The organism is Blautia sp. AF19-13LB (assembly GCF_003479105.1).
In the GTDB taxonomy this organism is placed as follows: Bacteria; Bacillota; Clostridia; order Lachnospirales; family Lachnospiraceae; genus Fusicatenibacter; species Fusicatenibacter saccharivorans.
Map to the genome: position 1 here is coordinate 61,571 of NZ_QUGO01000007.1, position 19,890 is coordinate 81,460.

The 19,890-nt window shown below is 46.1% G+C and carries 21 protein-coding genes and 1 pseudogene; 13 read left to right on the plus strand and 9 right to left on the minus strand.

What is annotated here, in order from left to right:
- Positions 1–186: 186 nt before the first annotated feature.
- The 11 genes from DWX32_RS08625 to rsmH all read left to right on the plus strand — a co-directional run bounded on the left by DWX32_RS08625 (position 187) and on the right by rsmH (position 9,727).
- On the plus strand, positions 187–606 hold the full coding sequence (locus DWX32_RS08625) for a hypothetical protein (RefSeq protein WP_022462857.1): 420 nt from the start codon (positions 187–189) through the stop codon (positions 604–606).
- Between the two features lie 205 nt (positions 607–811).
- Positions 812–2,095: an HlyD family efflux transporter periplasmic adaptor subunit gene (locus DWX32_RS08630; RefSeq protein ID WP_147398221.1), complete on the plus strand. Its 1,284-nt coding sequence runs from the start codon at positions 812–814 to the stop codon at positions 2,093–2,095.
- Between the two features lie 20 nt (positions 2,096–2,115).
- Positions 2,116–2,811: a YggS family pyridoxal phosphate-dependent enzyme gene (locus DWX32_RS08635; RefSeq protein WP_118659648.1), complete on the plus strand. Its 696-nt coding sequence runs from the start codon at positions 2,116–2,118 to the stop codon at positions 2,809–2,811.
- An 89-nt stretch (positions 2,812–2,900) separates the two neighbouring features.
- Positions 2,901–3,512 (plus strand): cell division protein SepF, encoded by a 612-nt coding sequence (locus DWX32_RS08640; protein WP_055217838.1) that lies wholly within the window; start codon positions 2,901–2,903, stop codon positions 3,510–3,512.
- Between the two features lie 133 nt (positions 3,513–3,645).
- Entirely contained in the window at positions 3,646–4,758 is a 1,113-nt protein-coding gene (gene aroB, locus DWX32_RS08645) for a 3-dehydroquinate synthase (RefSeq protein ID WP_118659650.1), read from the plus strand.
- Positions 4,748–5,284, plus strand: coding sequence for a signal peptidase II (gene lspA / locus DWX32_RS08650; RefSeq protein WP_022462862.1), 537 nt, complete (start codon positions 4,748–4,750; stop codon positions 5,282–5,284). The genes aroB and lspA overlap by 11 nt, the downstream gene beginning before the upstream one ends.
- The gene (locus DWX32_RS08655; protein ID WP_117812789.1) at positions 5,277–6,206 is read left to right on the plus strand and encodes an RluA family pseudouridine synthase; all 930 of its coding nucleotides are present in this window, start codon (positions 5,277–5,279) and stop codon (positions 6,204–6,206) included. Before lspA ends, DWX32_RS08655 begins: the two co-directional genes overlap by 8 nt.
- A gap of 173 nt (positions 6,207–6,379) precedes the next feature.
- Positions 6,380–7,018 carry a cytidylate kinase-like family protein gene (locus tag DWX32_RS08660; RefSeq protein WP_117508930.1) on the plus strand — a complete coding sequence of 213 codons (639 nt, stop codon included), beginning with the start codon at positions 6,380–6,382 and terminating at the stop codon, positions 7,016–7,018.
- A gap of 75 nt (positions 7,019–7,093) precedes the next feature.
- On the plus strand, positions 7,094–7,534 hold the full coding sequence (gene dtd, locus DWX32_RS08665) for a D-aminoacyl-tRNA deacylase (RefSeq protein ID WP_022462865.1): 441 nt from the start codon (positions 7,094–7,096) through the stop codon (positions 7,532–7,534).
- Between the two features lie 166 nt (positions 7,535–7,700).
- Positions 7,701–8,648, plus strand: coding sequence for an RluA family pseudouridine synthase (locus DWX32_RS08670; protein ID WP_117812787.1), 948 nt, complete (start codon positions 7,701–7,703; stop codon positions 8,646–8,648).
- Between the two features lie 29 nt (positions 8,649–8,677).
- Positions 8,678–9,727, plus strand: coding sequence for a 16S rRNA (cytosine(1402)-N(4))-methyltransferase RsmH (rsmH, locus tag DWX32_RS08675; protein WP_055266069.1), 1,050 nt, complete (start codon positions 8,678–8,680; stop codon positions 9,725–9,727).
- A gap of 97 nt (positions 9,728–9,824) precedes the next feature.
- Here rsmH and DWX32_RS08680 read toward each other — a convergent pair whose 3' ends face one another.
- On the minus strand, positions 9,825–10,901 hold the full coding sequence (locus DWX32_RS08680) for a tyrosine-type recombinase/integrase (RefSeq protein WP_022462868.1): 1,077 nt from the start codon (positions 10,899–10,901) through the stop codon (positions 9,825–9,827).
- Between the two features lie 206 nt (positions 10,902–11,107).
- On the minus strand, positions 11,108–11,776 hold the full coding sequence (gene lexA / locus DWX32_RS08685; protein WP_055217843.1) for a transcriptional repressor LexA: 669 nt from the start codon (positions 11,774–11,776) through the stop codon (positions 11,108–11,110).
- Positions 11,777–12,029: 253 nt separating this feature from the next.
- On the opposite strand from lexA, the gene DWX32_RS08690 reads away from it, so the two are divergent.
- On the plus strand, positions 12,030–12,404 hold the full coding sequence (locus DWX32_RS08690) for a LysM peptidoglycan-binding domain-containing protein (RefSeq protein ID WP_022462870.1): 375 nt from the start codon (positions 12,030–12,032) through the stop codon (positions 12,402–12,404).
- Between the two features lie 194 nt (positions 12,405–12,598).
- Here DWX32_RS08690 and DWX32_RS08695 read toward each other — a convergent pair whose 3' ends face one another.
- The 5 genes from DWX32_RS08695 to DWX32_RS08720 all read right to left on the minus strand — a co-directional run bounded on the left by DWX32_RS08695 (position 12,599) and on the right by DWX32_RS08720 (position 17,074).
- Positions 12,599–12,973 (minus strand): ArsR/SmtB family transcription factor, encoded by a 375-nt coding sequence (locus DWX32_RS08695; protein ID WP_055217845.1) that lies wholly within the window; start codon positions 12,971–12,973, stop codon positions 12,599–12,601.
- 17 nt (positions 12,974–12,990) lie between these two features.
- Positions 12,991–14,859 carry a heavy metal translocating P-type ATPase gene (locus tag DWX32_RS08700; RefSeq protein ID WP_118600971.1) on the minus strand — a complete coding sequence of 623 codons (1,869 nt, stop codon included), beginning with the start codon at positions 14,857–14,859 and terminating at the stop codon, positions 12,991–12,993.
- 186 nt (positions 14,860–15,045) lie between these two features.
- A complete protein-coding gene (locus DWX32_RS08710) occupies positions 15,046–15,264 on the minus strand; it encodes a cation transporter (protein WP_055266075.1) in 219 nt (72 codons plus the stop codon).
- 195 nt (positions 15,265–15,459) lie between these two features.
- Positions 15,460–16,275 carry a hypothetical protein gene (locus DWX32_RS08715; RefSeq protein ID WP_118659652.1) on the minus strand — a complete coding sequence of 272 codons (816 nt, stop codon included), beginning with the start codon at positions 16,273–16,275 and terminating at the stop codon, positions 15,460–15,462.
- Positions 16,250–17,074 (minus strand): glycoside hydrolase family 5 protein, encoded by an 825-nt coding sequence (locus DWX32_RS08720; protein ID WP_118659654.1) that lies wholly within the window; start codon positions 17,072–17,074, stop codon positions 16,250–16,252. Before DWX32_RS08720 ends, DWX32_RS08715 begins: the two co-directional genes overlap by 26 nt.
- Positions 17,075–17,681: 607 nt before the next feature.
- Between DWX32_RS08720 and DWX32_RS08725 the strand changes: the two genes are divergently transcribed.
- Positions 17,682–19,379 (plus strand): carbon starvation CstA family protein, encoded by a 1,698-nt coding sequence (locus DWX32_RS08725; RefSeq protein WP_022462875.1) that lies wholly within the window; start codon positions 17,682–17,684, stop codon positions 19,377–19,379.
- A 168-nt stretch (positions 19,380–19,547) separates the two neighbouring features.
- On the opposite strand, the pseudogene DWX32_RS08730 reads toward DWX32_RS08725, so the two are convergent.
- Together DWX32_RS08730 and DWX32_RS19565 are read right to left on the minus strand one after the other, a co-directional pair.
- Positions 19,548–19,691: pseudogene (locus tag DWX32_RS08730) on the minus strand (aldo/keto reductase); the annotation flags it as partial.
- Positions 19,692–19,856 (minus strand): hypothetical protein, encoded by a 165-nt coding sequence (locus DWX32_RS19565; RefSeq protein ID WP_022462877.1) that lies wholly within the window; start codon positions 19,854–19,856, stop codon positions 19,692–19,694.
- Positions 19,857–19,890 lie beyond the last annotated feature (34 nt).

Here is a 19,890-nt window from a genome sequence, read left to right on the forward strand (position 1 = left end):
TCTGCCTATCCGGGAGATTGTCGTATCCGTTTAGAAAAACAGAGCTCCTTTCCCTGCGAATTAGAAGATTTTTCAGAATTTTTTCATTTTACCATTGAAAACGTTGGTGAATTGTACTATAATTAAACCATGAACTTAAAGGTTTTTGGTGAAAATATCTTATTCTAATCTAAGGAGGAAACTGCTATGGTTCAATTAATTGTAGGCAAGAAGGGAAAAGGCAAAACAAAACAGCTGTTAGACAAAGTAAATGCAGAGGTAAAAACCGCAAACGGAAATATCGTGTATATTGACAAGAGCACAAAGCACATGTTTGAATTAAACAACAAAGTACGTCTGATTTCCGCAACCGACTATCCTCTGAAAAACAGTGATGAATTTATCGGATTTATCTGCGGTATCGTTTCTCAGGACCACGATCTCGCAAGCGTTTATCTCGACAGCTTCCTGAAAGTAGCAAAACTGGAAGGAGAGGACATCACAGATTGTGTTGAACAGCTGGAAGGCATTGGCAAGCAGTATAACATTACCTTCGTATTAAGTGTCTCCATGGATAAAGAAGAGCTTCCGGAAGGCATGCAGGATAAGATTATCGTTGCACTGTAACCAAAACTGTATTATAATAATTGCATAGCGACAAAACCAAAGGACGGCGCTTACGGCACCGTCCTTTTAGCGCATGGATTAAACAATAAAAGGAGCATACATTTTGTCTAAGCAGAAAAAGAACAGCCGCCGGCATTCGAGAATCCGTTTCCCTTTTCCAGCGTTGAATATTGGAAATATCATCTTTGGAGCCCTTTTTTTCTATATGGCAGTTTCACTTTTCTTTTACCTGACCGCCGATCATATCAAATCTTTTCAGGTTGTGCAGGGAACTTTATCCCGGAATGATACCTATACCGCATTCGCCATGCGGACAGAGAGTGTGCAGCTTTCCTCCGGCAGCGGATATGTTCAGTTCTATACCCCAAATGCATCGAAAATCAGCCGCGGAAGCGCTGTTTATGGGATTTCCGCAACAGAAAATGCCGATACCTCTGGTATTTCGGCAGATGCGGCAACGAGAACGTCGCTTCGTTCCTCGCTCGCACGTTTTTCTTCTGATTATGATTCCAGTTCCTTTTCCGGCATTTATCAGCTGAAAACAGAACTTTCCGCAAAGCTGCTTGCCGCTGCCGCTGAAAACGGAGATTCCTCATCACAGACGATATTTTATGCAGATCAGGACGGTGTTGTCGTCTACGGCAGTGATGGATATGAAAGCTATACGGAGGACAGCCTTACGCCGGAGCTTTTCTCTACGAAAGCCTCTGTGGTTTCCTTTGATTCCGGCGCGCAGACGGAGCCTGGAAATGCAGTATACCGTCTGGTGACAGATGAGCAGTGGGAAATTGCCGTTCCGGTGACGAATAAGCAGGTCGTTACACTTTCCAATTTCAGTACGATAAAAGTTAAATTTCTGAAAGACGGAAAAACACAGACGGGAACACTGAATCTAAAGTCCATTAACGATCAGAACTATGCTGTCATTTCGTTTACAAGCGGGATGATCCGTTATGCGGAAGACCGTTTTCTTTCAATAGAGCTGGTCACAAACACTGGAAGCGGACTGAAAATTCCAAATACTGCCATCACGGAAAAAGATTTCTATAAAATCCCGGCGCAGATGCTCGTACAGGGCGGAGACAGCAATTCTTCCGGTTTCCTGCGGGAAAAGACCGATAAAAAAGGAAATGTCATGCTGGATGATAACGGACAGCCGGTGACAGAATTTGTAAACGCCACGATCTATGAGCAGGTCAATGATGAAAATGATAATCCGGTCGAATATTACGTCGACATGGCCGCTTTTAATGATGGAGATATACTTCGTGCACAGGATTCCGCCACAACGTATCAGATTGGAGAAACGGTTCCGCTGCAGGGTGTTTACTGCATCAACAAAGGATATGCTGTATTCCGCAAAATTCAGATCATCGATCAGAATGCGGAGTATTCTATCATAAAAAAACAAACGCAATACGGCATTTCGCAGTATGATTATATTGTGGAAAATGCATCCACCGTCAGTGAAGAAGATATTGTGCATTAAATACTGGAGGTTAGAAAGATATGCTGAAAGAGAACTATGAAGAAGTCCAGAAGAAAATTACAGAAGCCTGCAAAAGAGCCGGACGGAACCGGGAGGAAGTTACCCTGATTGCGGTCAGCAAGACAAAACCGGTCGAAATGCTTTCCGAAATCTATGATCTTGGCGAACGCAATTTCGGTGAAAACAAAGTGCAGGAGCTGACAGAAAAAGAGGAAGTGCTGCCAAAGGATATCCACTGGCACATGATCGGTCATCTGCAGCGGAATAAAGTAAAATACATTGCAGGAAAAGTTGCCCTGATTCATTCTGTCGATTCTCTTCGTCTGGCAAAAACGATCAGTGAGGAAGCGGTAAAGCACAACTGCGAAATCCAGATCCTGATCGAGGTAAACGTTGCCGGCGAGAAAAGCAAGTTTGGTGTCTCCGTAGAGGAAACCCTTCCATTGATTGAAGAAATCGCAAAACTTCCGGCAATTCATGTGGAGGGACTTATGACCATTGCACCGTATGTGGAAGATCCAGAAGAAAATCGTCCGGTTTTTCGCAAATTAAAGGAATTAAGTGTTGACATTGCCGCCAAAAACATTAATAATGTACGTATGGCCATTTTGAGCATGGGCATGACCGGCGATTACGAAGTAGCAGTAGAAGAAGGCGCCACTTTAGTACGGGTTGGAACCGGAATCTTTGGCGAACGGGATTACAGTAAAAGATAACAGGAAGTCTTTCCAAGAAGAGTGACCCCGCGCATTCTGCACGGCTGTCTGGCCAAATGCCACAGGACTAAAAATAGGAGAGTATAAGAATGAGTGTTTTAGACAAATTTCTGGATGCCATCCGGCTGAACGACGATTACGAGGAAGAGGATGCTGATTCGGATAGCTTCTTCGATGAAGAAGACGATGATATAGAAGAAAAACCAAAGAAACGTTTCTTCCGTAAACTGGAGAACGAGGATGAGGACGAAGAGGAAGAGCCGCAGGCGAAACCGGTTCACACTGCACCGCGTAAACAGCCGGCGCCAAAGACCACCGCTTCAAGCCAGGCTGCTGCTGCACGAGCTCCAAAGCCAGCTGCTCCGGTTTCCTCGAAAGTTACTCCAATGAGAAAGAAAGCAGGTGCATTAAATATGGAAGTATGCGTCATCAAACCGGCTTCCATGGAGGATACCCGTGAAATCGCGGATACGCTTCTGGCCGGATGTACCGTTGTCCTTAACTTAGAAGGCATTGATGTGGATATTGCCCAGAGAATCATTGATTTCTGCTGTGGTGCATGCTACTGCATGAGCGGAAGTCTGCAGAAAGTTTCCAGCTATATTTTCATCCTGACACCGTCCAGCGTAGAAATTTCCGGCGACATCCAGGATATCTTAAGCGGAGCTTTTGATCTTCCAAATATCCGTACCGATTATTAAAGAAATTTATCTTTGCAGTAAATTAAAATGGATCTACTGGATCAATTATTGATTTACTTAGTAACAAAGGAAAAGCATCAGATGCAGGATTCTGATGCTTTTTTCATGAAAGAACATACAGGAGGCATAATTTATGAAAACACTTACCGTTAAAAGAGAAGGCACATCTACTGAATTTTCTTATGAAATTGTCTGGGACGGCAGCTACGAACGCCTCGCCGGCTGTGTGGAGAACTTAAAACTCCCTGCAAAAAAGGCCTGCATTGTCACAGACAGCACGGTTTCAGAACTGTATCTGGAAGAGGTAAAAAATGTACTGTCCCCGCTGTTTGAGACCGTAACCGCATTTGTTTTCCCGGCTGGTGAAGCAAGCAAAAATCTGGATACCGTCAAAGATCTGTACACGCATCTGATTGAAAACCACTTTGAGAGAAAAGACATTTTATTCGCACTCGGCGGCGGTGTCGTTGGGGATCTGACCGGCTATGCGGCGGCAACGTATCTGCGCGGCATTGATTTCATCCAGCTTCCGACGACACTGCTTGCACAGGTAGATTCCAGCGTTGGAGGAAAAACGGGCGTCGATTTCGACCAGTACAAAAATATGGTCGGTGCATTCCATCATCCACGTCTTGTCTATATGAATATGGCAACCTTAAAATCCCTGAACGGCGAACAGTTTGCCTGCGGTATGGGAGAAGTCCTGAAAACAGGTCTGATCCGCGATGAAAAATTCTACATCTGGACCATCAATCACATGTCTGAGATCGAAGAGCGGATTGAGCCGGTATTAACGAAAATGATCCAGAAATGCTGCGATATCAAACGCCAGGTTGTAGAAAATGACCCAACAGAACAGGGAGAGCGTGCCGTTTTAAATCTTGGCCATACGATCGGTCATGCCATTGAAAAGCTCAAAAACTTCGAACTGCTCCATGGCCAGTGCGTTGCACTTGGAACCGTTGCTGCTGCCTATATTTCCTACAAGAGAGGTTATCTCTCCGATGAAGAGTTTTACGAGATTCGTGATATGAACGTCGGTTTCTATCTGCCAATCACCGTGGACGGCCTGAGATCGGAAGATATTCTGGCTGCAACAAAATCGGACAAGAAAATGGAACAGGGTACGATCAAATTCATCCTTCTGGAGTCTGTCGGCCATGCTGTGGTGGACCGCACGGTTACAGATGAAGAAATGCTGGAAGCTATCAATTCTATTAATGGAGATCTGATCGATGAAGAGTAAAAAACTTTCTCCGCTGGCCGTTTATCTGGTTTGCGCGGCAGCGATTGTCCTTCTGCTTGCAGCAGATCAGTATACAAAATCACTGGCAGTGCAGTATCTGAAGGATCAGCCGTCGATCGAGCTCATTCCGGGGGTTTTGGAGCTGTTTTATCTGGAAAACCGCGGTATGGCATTCGGACTTCTGCAGGATCAGTACTGGCTGTTTGCTATGATGACAGTATTGTTTCTGATCGTCATGGTGATCGTCTTTTACAAGCTTCCAAAGACACGCCGCTTTTTACCGCTTTTTGCCGTGCTGACTGTTCTGACGGCTGGTGCAGTCGGAAATTTTTACGATCGTTTTCTGAATCACTATGTCGTTGATTTCATCTACGTTTCGCTGATCAACTTTCCGGTTTTTAACGTAGCTGATATTTATGTCACCGTATCGGTCGCTGTCTTTTTACTGCTGTATCTGTTGTACTACAAGGACGAAGACTTCGCATTTCTGCATAAAAACGCCAAAAAGGAGGAGTCCGATGGCTGAAGAAGAACGGATTTTGGAAGTTACACCGGATTTTGACGGAAAACGGATTGATCAGTGCCTGGCCGCATCTTTTTCGGACTGTTCTCGTTCTTTTCTGCAGAAGCTTTTAAAAGACGGAAAGGTTTCGATCAACGGAAAAACGCAGAAAGCAAGCAGTAAGGTTGCCGCCGGTGATGCTGTTCTGGTGCTTCTGCCGGAACCGGAAGAACTGAACGTGGATCCAGAAAACATTCCGCTTGATATTCTGTACGAGGATGATGATCTTCTGGTCGTCAATAAGCCCAAGGGGATGGTCGTACATCCGGCGGCAGGCCACAGCAGCGGAACACTGGTCAATGCGGTTCTGTATCACTGCCGCGGAAATCTCTCCGGCATCAACGGCGTTCTGCGCCCCGGAATCGTCCACAGAATCGATATGGACACAACGGGTGCCCTGGTTATCTGTAAGAGCGATTTCGCCCACCAGAGCCTCGCAGAACAGCTCTCTGTACATTCCATTACCCGAAAGTACCGGGCAATTGTCCATGGGAATCTGAAAGAGGACGAGGGAACCGTGCGCGGTGCAATCGGCCGCCATCCGACAGACCGGAAAAAGATGGCGATTAATGAACGGAACGGAAAACCGGCGGTCACACATTACCGTGTGCTGGAACGCTTTGGAAATTATACGTATATTGAATGCCAGCTGGAAACCGGCCGGACGCATCAGATCCGTGTCCATATGGCAAGTATCGGGCATCCGCTGCTTGGCGATGCGGTTTATGGCCCGAAGAAATGCCCGGTGAAAAACCTGCAGGGACAGACGCTGCATGCGATGGTACTTGGATTTATCCATCCACGGACCGGTGCCTATATGGAGTTTGAGGCGCCGATTCCGGAATATTTTTCCAATCTGTTGCTGCAGTTTCGAAAAAATGTCTGAAACTGCTTAAAAAGAATGATATTTCAAAAAGTATATAGTTAATTTGTATAAGTTTTATCAAAATGTTCTGTACTTTCTGTGAATTCTGTAGTATACTGGATGTAACGAAAAAACGCGAGTTACTACATCTGTGAAAGCAGATTATTGTGACGGAATGGAAAGGAGCGGATTATATGAAAACTATCATAACGATTGGACGTCAGTACGGAAGCGCCGGACATTCCATTGGTAAGATTTTAGCGGATGACCTGGGAATCAAGTACTATGACAAAGAGCTGCTGGAGAGAGCAGCAAAGGACAGCGGATTATGCCAGGAATTGTTCGAAAACCACGATGAAAAACCAACCAACAGCTTTTTATACTCTCTGGTTATGGACAGTTACTCCTTCGGCTATGGATCTACCATGATGGATATGCCGCTGAACCAGAAGGTATTTCTGGCACAGTTTGATGCCATCAAGAAGATTTCGCAGGACGGTCCGTGTGTCATCGTAGGCCGCTGTGCAGATTATGCACTGGAGGAAAATCCGAACGTGCTGAGCATCTTTATTAAAGCAGATATGCAGGATCGCATCCGCCGTATCGCAAAGCTGTATGATCTTTCCGATGCAAAAGCAAAAGACAAGATCACAAAGATCGACAAACAGCGTGCAAGCTACTACAATTACTACACCAGCAAACGCTGGGGCGAGGTAGACAGCTACGACCTGTGCCTGAACAGCAGTGTATTCGGTATCGATGGAACCGTAGATATGATCAAACAGGCAATTGAAGTTAAAGAAGCGGGAATCCGCAAGATTTTCAGCACCTGATCAAAACAGAACATAGGAGAAACGACCCTCCTCTTAAAAATAAGAGGAGGGTCATTTTATGAAAGGATTTTAAAGATGAGAATTGTTATACAACGTGTAAAAAGAGCAAGTGTTTCGGTGGAAGAGAAGGTTGTCGGATCGATTCAGAAAGGTTTTCTGGTTCTGATCGGTGTCGGCCAAGGGGACGATGAAGCAACAGCAGACAAGTATATGAAAAAACTGCTGGGACTGCGTATTTTTGAAGATGAAAATGGAAAGACGAACAAGTCCCTGGCAGATGTGGATGGACAGCTTCTGATGGTTTCACAGTTTACCCTGTATGCCAACTGTAAAAAGGGAAACCGTCCAAGCTTCACGGAAGCAGGCGAGCCGCACAGAGCAGAAGAACTGTATGAATATATGGTCGCGAAAGCACGGGAACAGGTTCCTGTTGTCGAAACGGGAGTGTTCGGGGCTGAGATGGAAGTATCACTGGTGAATGATGGGCCGTTTACGGTGATCTTAGAGGATCTGTAAATAAAATTTTTTTGTTTGCCGAATCGGTAAAACAGAACGTGGTTTGCGAGATCTGTGAAACCTGTTTTTGTCTAGAGATAGTGTACCATCATCGTACTGAATTGTTTGTATTTATATAGTTTACATAAAATGATTATGTGAACTTGTGAAGAGGAGAAAATCTTTTATGCCGCAATTTGACTATCAGCAGCTGTGTCACTTTGTCCTTCCGGAACAGGGGGGACTGTCGGTGGAAACAATTCTAAAACGTTTTCTGCACCTGACACCACGTGAAATCCGCCATGCCAAATATATTCCGGATGGAATTCAGAAAAACGGTGTTTCCTGCCGCACAAATGCAGTCGTCCAGACTGGAGATACGATCACTTTTCGATATGAGCAGAAGTGTCCCCACCTTTCCGAAGATCAGGTTCTGCCGGTATCAGGTGATTCTGCCGGCGTACGGATTCTCTATGAGGACAGTGATCTCTGTGTCGCAGACAAGCCATCCGGTATGGTCTGCCACGCTTCCCACGGCCATTATTTCGATTCCCTGACACATGCTGCCGCATCCCTGTTAAAAACACCGACAGCGCCTTCTGAACTCCGCTGCATCGGCCGTCTTGACAAAGATACATCGGGTCTGGTACTATTTGCAAAGAATCAGCTGGCTGCTGCCAGACTGTCCCGGCAGCGGGAGAGCGGCGCGCTGAAAAAAGAATACCTGGCTCTGGTACACCATCCCTTTTCCGAAGAAACGCAAAAAGAAACCATTCGTCTTTCCATGGAGCAAATTCCAGGAGATGACCCTGATTCTTTCGATCCGTCTGGGAAACGTATCACTAAAATGCGTATCTGTAAAGAAGGGAACGGCCTGTGGGCTATTACACACTACGAGGCTGTCCTTCAGGATCCTTTCTGGGCCGTCGTGTGCTGCCGTCTGGAAACCGGCCGCACGCATCAGATCCGCCTTCACATGGCATCTATTGGACATCCACTTTTCGGAGATCCGCTCTACGGAGTCCGCGACGGCGGTACCCGTGCCGCGCTCCATGCCTGGAAACTGCACTTTCTGCAGCCGATGACAGGAGAACCAATTGATCTGGAAAATATTCGAACGCACATGTTCGATTAAATATATTTGAAGTATAAGGAGAACATTTTATGGAAGAACAGAAAGAACACAAACGCCGCGTCCGCTACAAAGGCACACATCCGCGGAATTACAATGAGAAATACAAAGAACTGAATCCGGAGAAATATCAGGGGACCATTGAGCATGTGATCCAAAAGGGAAGCACACCGGCCGGCATGCATATCCCGATTCTCGTAGATGAAATCCTCGATTTTCTCAAGATCGAGCCGGGACAGAACGGACTTGATGCAACACTCGGATACGGCGGCCACAGCTCCCGTATGCTTGCATGCCTGCAGGGAAAAGGGCATCTCTGTGCGCTGGATGTCGATCCGATCGAGATGGCAAAAACAAAAGAACGACTGGCCGCGCAGGGGTACGGCCCTGAGATTTTAACGATTCTTCATCAGAATTTTGCCAATATTGATCAGGTTGCTGCCGAATACGGCCCCTTTGACTTCATTCTGGCGGATCTTGGTGTTTCCTCCATGCAGATTGATAATCCGGAGCGCGGCTTTTCCTACAAATATGATGGACCGCTGGATCTTCGCCTGAATCCGGAGGCAGGAATTTCCGCGGCCGAGCGTCTGCGCACGGTTGCACGCGATGAACTGGAAGGCATGCTCATTGAAAACGCCGATGAACCGTATGCAAAAGAAATTTCCCAGGCTGTTACGCGGGCACTTCGGAAAGGAAAGAAAATTGACACTACGTTTGCACTGCGTGATCTGATCGCTGAAGCACTGGATTTTCTTCCGAAAGACGAGAAAAAAGAAGCCATCAAAAAATCCTGCGCCCGCACCTTCCAGGCACTGCGGATCGATGTAAACAACGAATATGAGGTTCTGGAAGCATTCATGGAAAAACTTCCGGATGCTCTTGCTCCGGGCGGCAGAGCGGCAATTCTGACGTTCCATTCCGGCGAAGACCGGCTTGTGAAAAAGTCCATGAAGGGACTGTATCAGATCGGTATTTATTCCGAATATTCAAAAGAAGTCATTCGTCCTTCCAAAGAAGAATGCATCCGCAACAGCCGTGCAAGTTCAACGAAAATGCGCTGGGCAATTAAGGCGGAGTAACTAAAAAAAGCAGGAGAGAAGTCGTCTCCATAAAAAAGAGGAATCAACGAATGGGATATAATCCCTGTTGATTCCTCTTTTGGTTTCTGATATGTTTTTATTCCTCATGCTCCGGCATGGACTCCCGCAGCCGTACCGCTGTGGCAGCCTGACGGCGCCTTGCATCGTCCATGGCAGCATAATGTTTCTTCGTCGTATTGACATCCTTATGGCCGAGAACATCCGCAACAAGATAAATATCGCCTGTTTCTTGATACAGCGTCGTACCGTACGTACTACGCAGTTTATGCGGCGTAATTTTCTTCGTTGTCGTCACCTGGGACGCATATTTCTTCACCAGATTTTCCACTGTCTTGACGTTGATCCGTTTTCTCTGCGCCGAATAGAAGAGTGCGTGTTCGTGTCCTGCCACAGGCGTAATACCTGCGCGGACTTCGATATACTTTTTCAGTGCCTCGGCAACTTCATCTCCAAAGTAGACAAACATTTCATTTCCACCTTTTCGAAGCACTTTGATGCCATTGTTTTTAAAATCGACATCCTCAATATCTAACCCGACACATTCCGACACACGGATTCCCGTGCCAAGCAGAAGAGTAATGATTGCAAAATCACGTTCCTTTGTTTTTTCATAGTAGGCCCGCTGATGATTGCTCAGCCCGTCGCCGCAGGATTCAATAAAATCGAGAAGCTCCGCAACCTCATTTGGCTCCAGACGGATAATTTCTTTTTCATGGAGCTTCGGCATATCGATAAGCAGCGTAGGATTTGTCTCAATCAGTTCCTTTTTGAAATAATAGGAATAGAACGTCCGAAGTGCCGACAATTTTCGTTTCAGGCCTTTTTCCCCGTTGGTGGTATAAGATTCCTGGGAACCGATATAAGCCTTTAAATATTCTGTGTATTCCTCAAGATCAAGTGCAGTGACCTGGTCAAGCACATCAACGGACATCTGATCCATGGGAATTTTGGCAAGTTCCGGATTTTCTTTCTGCAGATACTGAAAAAAGATCCGAAGGTCATATGCATATTTGATCCGTGTGCTGGTCGATGTCGTTGTGCTGATGCCGCGGAAAAATTCGGAAGTAAAAGAGGGAAGCGTCTTCAGAACCTCGCGGAGCTTCAGTGTATTTTCCATATCGGTTTGTTCGTGATACGTAATTTTTGATTTCATAACTGCAAATGAGCCTTTCTAAACAGAAAAACCGGGAAAATGAAAGAAGTATTTCTTCTATATAACTATTCGGGAAACGCAGGTTTTTCGAATAGTTGAAGAGTTACTTTCAGAAATCACCGGTTTTTCCTCTGAAACCGCCGAATTTTACAGGCCGATTTCTTGTTCGTTTTTTCACAACATTTTTTATTTTCTTCTTTTATTTTTCAGGATAAAAATCTTAATACTCCGATTACCTTTCCTACGATCTGCAGATCATTCACAAGGATCGGATCCATCTCATCGTTTTCCGGCTGCAGGCGGAAATAACCGTCTTCCTTGTAGAATGTTTTTACTGTAGCGGAATCATTGACCAGAGCGACAATTTTTTCTCCATTTTCCGCAGTTGCCTGTTGTTCCACAAGAACAAGGTCACCGTCTAAAATACCTGCATTTACCATGCTTTCGCCCTGTACCTTTAAAAGGAACGTTTCTGCGTTTGGCAGACGGTCTACCGGCATCGGAAAATATCCTTCAATATTCTCTACCGCAAGAATCGGTTCTCCGGCAGCTACTTTGCCGATCAGCGGAATCTGTGCAACCTCGCTCTGGGATGCGGTGTCTTCCGATGCAATTCCCTGGATTGCACCAAGGCGGCCGGTATGGAATCCTTCATCGCAGATTTCAATGGCTCTCGGTTTTGTTGCATCTCGTTTGATATAGCCTTTCCGCTCCAGTGTTTCCAGATGTGCATGTACCGAGGATGTAGAACGAAGGGAAACCGCTTCGCAGATCTCACGCACAGACGGCGGGAATCCTCTCTGCAAAATTTCCTGTTTTAAATATTCGAGAATCTGTCTCTGTTTCTCTGTCAGTTTATTTTTGTCTCCAGCCATCGTATGTTCCTCCTGTCGTTTCGTTTTTTATATGAATTAGGGTAGTCCCCTCTTTCTATACGATATTTGCTTAAAATATACCAAATAAATTTTACCATAAATCCAACCGGAACGCAAACAAAAGTTCCGAAAATTTGTTCGTATTTCGTATTGACAAACATACGTTCTTTTATTATAATGAACATATATTCGAAAGAACAAATGTTCACGTAGCACAACTACTCTTCTATCACAAATCAAGGGGGAATTTTACATGAGTACCAATGCAAAGAAAAGAAAATCACTGAGAGAAAGACGAAAAATCCAGAGAAGAAAACTGCAGATCCGCGCAGCCGCCGCTCTCCTGTCTCTGGTTGCCGTCACATTTCTTTTAATCTTCCACTTCACGCCGCAGAATACGCAGGCAGACAGTGAGCCGAAAGCTCCAACCTACAAATACTACACCAGTATCCGCGTTTCTTCCGGCGATACACTGTGGGATATCGCCAAAGAATACCGTACAGAAGAATACTCCGATATTTCCAGTTACATTGCTGAGGTCCGTGAGATCAATCACCTGAGTTCCAACCAGATCACGGACGGTATGTATCTCTGCATTCCGTATTACTCCGAGGAGTATAAATCATGAAATTCAAGAAATACTTTACATAATTCGGTTATGTAAACAAAGTAAAAAAAACAGCTTCCAAAATGCACGGAACCTTCTAAAACAGCATGTTCGGGAAGCATGGTTTACCAAATAAAGAATGAATGTGAAAAGCAGAAACGTCCCGCAAATGAAATTTCTCATCTGCGGGACGTTTCTGCTATCTTATGCTTTTTTTAATCCTCTTCAATATGCTCCTGTCCCTGTGCGATGATTGTCCGTACATGACCATCTGCAAGAGAGTAGAACACCGATTTTCCTTCTCGTCTGCTCTTTACCAGCTTATTCTGCTTCAGAATGCGAAGCTGGTGGGAAATTGCGGACTGTGTCATGTGCAGTGCTTCTGCCAGGTCGCAGACGCATACCTCTGCCTCAAACAGGACAAACAGGATCTGGATCCGCGTGGAATCACCAAATACCTTGAAAAGCTCTGCCAGATCGTAAAGCTCTGTTTCATCCGGCATGGTCTCATTGACAATCTTTACCAGATTTTCATGAACCTCACAGGAGTCACAGCACAGATCAGCTTCTTCCGGATTGATTTTTGCCATTTTGTGTCCTCGTCTTTCTATAAATTTTTCACAAACAGAGCACGAATTGCATTCAGAACCGCCAGAATCATAACTCCGACATCTGCGAAAATTGCCATCCACATGTTAGCGATACCGATGGCTCCCAGAAGCAGGAACAATACTTTGATACCAATTGCAAAATAAATATTCTCATAAACAATGTGAATACATTTTCTGGAAATGTGAATTGCTTTGGAAATCTTGAGCGGATCGTCGTCCATCAGAACGATATCAGCTGCTTCAATTGCTGCGTCGGAACCAAGTGCTCCCATCGCAATACCGATATCGGCACGGGACAGTACCGGTGCATCGTTGATGCCGTCACCTACGAAGGCAAGTTTTTCTTTTTCTGTCTTTGCGGCAAGCAGCTCTTCCACTTTACTTACTTTGTCACCAGGAAGCAGTTCGCTGTAAACTTCATCAATTCCAAGATCTGCAGCTACCTGATCGGCTATCCGCTTGGAGTCTCCGGTCAGCATAATCGTCTTTTTAATACCGGATTTCCGCAGCGCCTGAATCGCCTCTTTCGCATGCGGTTTGATCATATCACAGATCAGGATATGTCCGGCATACTTGCCGTCTACAGCAACATGGACGATGGTGCCGACGCTGTGGCAGTCGATATAATCAACGCCAAGGCGCTCCATCAGTTTTGCATTTCCGGCAGCGACATTTTTACCGTCTACCTTTGCTGTTACACCGTTTCCGCTGATCTCTTCGATGTCCGTGACACGGCTTCGGTCGATCAGTTTTCCATATGCTCTCTGCAGACTCTTGCTGATCGGATGGCTCGAAGCACACTCAGCAAGTGCTGCGTATTCCAGAACATCTTCCTGACTGATCGTATTGTGGTGAATACCGGCTACTTCAAAGACACCCTGTGTCATGGTACCGGTTTTATCGAATACAACGTATTTGGTCTGGGAAAGTGTTTCCAGATAGTTGGAACCTTTCACCAGGACACCTTCATGGCTTGCGCCGCCGATACCGGCGAAGAAGCTGAGCGGAATACTGATGACCAGTGCACAAGGGCAGCTGATAACCAGGAAGGTCAGCGCACGGTAAATCCATACGTTCCACTCAGGAGCGGCACTTAAAAACAGCATCCGTACCAGCGGCGGCAGAATTGCCAGTGCCAGCGCACCGTAGCAGACGGCCGGTGTATAGTATTTCGCAAATTTGGAAATAAAGTTCTCGGATCTTGATTTCTTGGAGCTGGAGTTTTCCACAAGGTCCAGAATTTTGGATACGGTGGACTCTCCAAACTCTTTCGTTGTTTTTACTTTAATCAGACCGGACATATTGATACATCCGCTGATGACTTCGTCTCCCTCCCGGGCGTCACGCGGAACACTCTCTCCGGTCAAGGCACTGGTATTCAGTGTGGTGTTTCCTTCTTCGATCACACCATCGATCGGAATCTTTTCACCAGGCTGTACAACGATGATTGTGCCAACCTCAACTTCATCCGGATCAACCTGCTCGAGTTTTCCGTCTACCTCGATATTTGCATAATCCGGGCGGATATCCATCAGTTCGCTGATGTTCCGGCGGCTCTTTCCGACAGCATAGCTCTGGAACAGTTCGCCGATCTGGTAAAACAGCATAACGGCTACGCCCTCCGGATACTCGCCAAGCAGAATGGCACCGACCGTTGCAACAGCCATCAGAAAGTTTTCATCAAATACCTGTTTGTTCAGGATTCCCTTCCAGGCCTTTTTCAGGATATCGTATCCGATGACCAGATAAGGAACCATAAAGGTTGCAAATCGCACATAGCCGGTTGTCGGCAGTACCGTGCAGAGAATCAGAAGAACCGATGCAACGATGACGCGGATGAGAACCTTTTTCTGTTTCTTATTCATACATATGCCTCCTTTGTTCTTACCGCCGGATGAAAAAATCCAGCATTTCATCCCAGAGATTTACAGATCCAAATCCGCTGCTCCAGAGAGAAAATACTGGATTTTTCTCGAGCTGAACCGCAGACAGGTTTTAGAATCTATTCTGCTCCAGCTTTTTCTTCCATCCGCCGATGAAAGTTTTTTATTTTAGAGGAAGATCTCGCAGTCATCCTCAACTTTTTTGCAGTTTTTCAGAACATCCTGCATAACGCTCTTTGGATCCTGTCCGTCTTCGAACTCAACGATCATTTTGAGCATCATAAAGTTTACGGTAGCATCCTTTACACCTGCTGTGTTTTTTGCAGCCTCTTCCATTTTGTTTGCACAGTTTGCGCAGTCAACATCGATCTTATACGTTTTCTTCATCGCTTTTGATCTCCTTTTTCATTTTCACTGTTCATATGAACATTTATTCATATGTTTGTTTTTATTATAGCACCAGTGATGCAATTGTCAATGGAAAACTGAAAAAAATCAAAAAAATCTGCCCGTCGGATTTTTTTGATTCCTGCGGGCAGATAGATCTGTTATTTATTCCTCATAAAGAAACGTTATGTTCTGCTATTTTTCACTTTTCCGAATCACAATCTGTCCGAACCGTGCACATCCGTCCAGAACCTCTATTTTCAGAATGCCTTCTCCTGTAACGGTACCGAGTGTGAACCGTTCGAGTGTGTTCGGTGCTGTTTCATATGCAAAATATGGATGAACATCCGAAGTTACTTTCTCACCGGCAGGAGGCATTACCCCTTCAAAAAGAGTCTCTCCCTGAATAGCTGCCTGTACCTTCACCTCTTTGTCTGCACAGTAAGTTACAGAAACGGTATAGGTTTCTTTTTCACGGATTGTATAGGAAGCATACTCTCCTGCTCCCAGCTGAAGCTGTACATGATCTCTCGGATGTTTGATCGGACCCGGTGCGGCAAACCCGGCCGGTTCAGGATGATATCCTTTTTCATAAACCAATTCAAACCGGTCATACAGACGATATCCTGTAGCATTCGGAAGATCACTAAGACCACGGTGTGAATCCATCGGCAGCGCGTTGTAGCCGATCGCCGGGATCTCAAAATTGCCCTCTCGAAGCAGATAAGGATGATACTGCGTATTTTCTTTGCATTTATCGACCGCCAGGCATTCCAGGTAGCTGTCCCAGATGGCCTGCGCATGCTCGTAGGACGGTTTTGCAGCTCCATTAATTGCATAATCGGTAATCAGATGCCATTCATCCGGAACATTAAAGTTCAGAATCGAAGCACATCCTGCTCCCTCTACCGTTTTCCAGCACCACAGATTATAACCGGCGTGGTACTCGGCAAGAATCTCATACATCGTTGTCTGCCATGCGTGCTCATTTCTTCCTCCTGTCTCGCCCATCCACAGGCAGATCTTCTGTTCCCGGCAGGTACGGAGAACGCTGGCAAGAGAAGCATAAGTGTTTCTGGTCGATCTTTCTGCAGCGGCGGATCATTTTCTCGTAAAAATAGACCAGCTTCGGTGTCAGCTCCTCGCGGCGCGGCGTCATGGAGATCGGCTCGTTGATACAGTCATATGCGCCGATGATCCAGCGGTCTTTGTATCTTCTCATAAACTCTTCCATCAGAAGAAACATCCGCTCCATCGATTCTTCATCGTCATACAGATGCTGTCCATTGTCCACGCCGTCATCACACGGAATTCCGGACTGGCCTGCCGTTGCCGCATGGAAATCTACGACAGCATAAACCTGATACGTCTCACACCAGTCGAGAACATCATTCAGCATGGCAAAGGAATCTTCATTATACGTAATCCCCGGCTCCTCATACAGAAAGCTTCCTGCGCGGATCGGCAGACGCACGGAATTGTAACCGCGTCTGGAGAGAAGTGCAATATCCTCCTCCGTCAGATACAGCCGTCTCCAGCGTTTCCAGAACTCCTCCGCATATTTCGTTCCGCAGGTCTCCCGTAGAATCTGGTCCATACTTCTTCCACGGTCCATGCGTCCCATCGGCGCATATTTTCCAGGCTCGAACAGTCCAAAGCCGCTCTGGGTGCCGAGCATAAATCCTTCCGGATTATCCCAGTTTCCCATGCCCCAGCCGCGGAGAATCACCTCTTCTCCGAAATCATTCACAATAATACCGTCCTGATTGTGCAAAAATCCCCTTACACGTTCTTTGTCATAATACCCCATACAAAAATACCACCTTTCCGCAGAAGCCTTCTGGTTCTGCGCTTTTTCTTCTATTATAAAAATTTTGGTTTTCTGTGTCAAGAAATAGATTTTTACTATTTTCAGGGAAAAAACATGATATTTTTTTTAAAATTGCTTGACAAACCGAAAAATGAGACTATAATGCAAAGTGTTCAAAAAAAAAAAGGGATCAGAAAAAAGCAATGAGCAGGACAACATTTTTCGGGTGAGCCTTTGCAGAGAACCATCGGCTGGTGCGAGATGGCAGGTATCCCAAAGAACAATCCCCTGTGAGCTGTACAGACGAAACCAGAAATGGAAAGTAGTCCGGACCGGCCTCTCACCGTTAGCAGAGAAGAGATTCACCGGAAAGTGTATCAAATGGTTTCGGGGATCTTGTCTGAGTGATCGACCAAAAGAAACAGCCGATAATTAGAAGTGGTAACGCGGAGCGTTTTTTGAAAGCTTCGTCTTCTTGCATAAGTCAGGGAGACGAAGCTTTTTTTGTTTCCAAGCATACCAACACAATTGCCTTTTCCCTTTTCTTTTTCCATTTGAAATCCATGTAAACTGGAAATATCATTTTTGAACGAGGAGGAATTTTATTATGAACACGTTGGTTATTGTACTGATCGCCGCTGTATGTCTGATAGCAGGTTATACCTTCTACGGAAGCTGGCTGGCAAAGAAATGGGGCATCGATCCCAAAGCAAAAACACCTGCCGTTGCAAAAAATGACGGTCAGGATTACGTCCCTACCGATGGATGGACCGTATTCGCCCATCAGTTTTCTTCAATCGCAGGTGCAGGCCCTGTCACCGGTGCCATTCAGGCCGCTGTCTTTGGATGGGTTCCCGTCCTTTTATGGATCCTGATCGGCGGTATCTTCTTTGGTGCTGTTACCGATTTCGGTGCGCTGTATGCGAGTGTCAAAAACGAAGGAAAATCCATGGGACTTCTCATTGAGAAATACATCGGCAAAACAGGAAAAAAACTGTTTCTTCTCTTCTGCTGGCTCTTTACACTGATCGTTATCGCCGCCTTTGCAGATATGGTTGCCGGAACATTTAATGCTTACGAAACGGTTGACGGCGTCACAAAGCTTTCTGCCCAGGCAACTGTAAACGGCGCTGCCGGAAGCATCTCCCTTCTGTTTATCGCTTTTGCTGTTGTCTTCGGACTGCTCCAGAAAAAACTGCAGTGGAAAGGCTGGAAAGAAATGGTACTCGGCCTTGCATGCACCGTTGCAGCTTTTGCAATCGGCATGAATGTACCGCTTGTAACAAGCAAAGCAACCTGGACTTATCTGGTATTTGCCTACATCTTTCTTGCCGCTGTCCTTCCGATGTGGCTTCTGATGCAGCCGCGTGACTTTATGACAACCTTTATGTTTGCCGGCATGATCCTTGGCGCTGTTGTCGGACTTGTTGTTGCACACCCGAAAATGAATCTTCCAATGTACACCGGTTTCCACAATGCGGCATCCGGAGATCTGTTCCCGATCCTGTTTGTCACCGTTGCCTGTGGTGCTGTTTCCGGATTCCACAGCCTGGTATCGTCTGGAACCTCTTCGAAAACCATTGCGAATGAAAAAGATATGCAGAAAGTCGGATACGGAGCTATGGTTCTGGAGAGCCTGCTTGCCGTCCTCGCCCTCTGCGTTGCCGGTGCTGCTGCTTCTGCAGACGGTACGGCTGCTGTCGGAACGCCATTTGCGATCTTTTCTTCCGGTGTTGCCGGATTTCTGGAAATGTTCGGCATCCCGGTATACGGAGCACAGTGCTTCATGACGATGTGTGTATCGGCGCTGGCACTTACCAGTCTTGACTCCGTTGCACGAATCGGCCGTATGTCCTTCCAGGAACTGTTCACTGTCGATGATATGGAACATGCTGCCGGATGGAGAAAGCTGCTCTGCAATAAATATTTCTCTACCATTGTTACTCTGCTCTGCGGCTACATCCTGACCCAGATCGGATATGCCAATATCTGGCCGCTGTTCGGAAGTGCAAACCAGATGCTGAGTGCACTCGTTCTGATCACGCTCTGTGTCTTCCTGAAAGTCACCGGCCGTGAAAACAGAACCCTGTTCCCGCCGCTTATCATCATGCTCTGCGTCACCTTTACCGCACTGGTAGAGCGTGTCATCGCACTTGTAAAAGCGTATGGAGCAGGAACCGCTGTCTTCCTCGTTGAGGGACTGCAGCTCATCATCGCCATTCTGCTGATGGTTCTTGGTGTCATCATTGTCATCAGCTGTGGAAAAGAACTGTTCCGGAAGAAAGCGGGACAGGAAACGAAATAATATAGATGTTTCTTCAAAGAGCTTCCTAACGCAAAACGCCGTCAGACTTGTTGTAGTCTGACGGCGTTTTACATGCCATAATTTTTTACGAAACAATTGCCGCCTTGGTCGCACCGATAATCGGGGAGCTGACTCCCTTCGCCCATTGCCATGCCAGTGCGGTCATACATTCAGGGCTTCCATTGTTTCCTCAATCGGAGTTTCGTAGTCAAAACGGTGAATGATATACAGATCCAGATACTCTGTTCCCAGCCGTTTCAGTGTACCGCCAATCTCTCTGTGAATGGCTTCTGCCGACAGATTGCCAAAATTTTACTCCGTATAATACTGTGCCTGCGCATTCCAAAGCTCATAGTATTTGCCGTTTGTATCCACAAATCCCCTGTTCCATAAGGTAGCATCCAGATACTTCGGGATCTCCCGGTTGACCGCCATAAAGGTTAAATGACCCCGGCTGTCCTGCTGTAAAAGTGACATCCTCCACCACCTGTAGAGGTGGGGGAGGATGTCA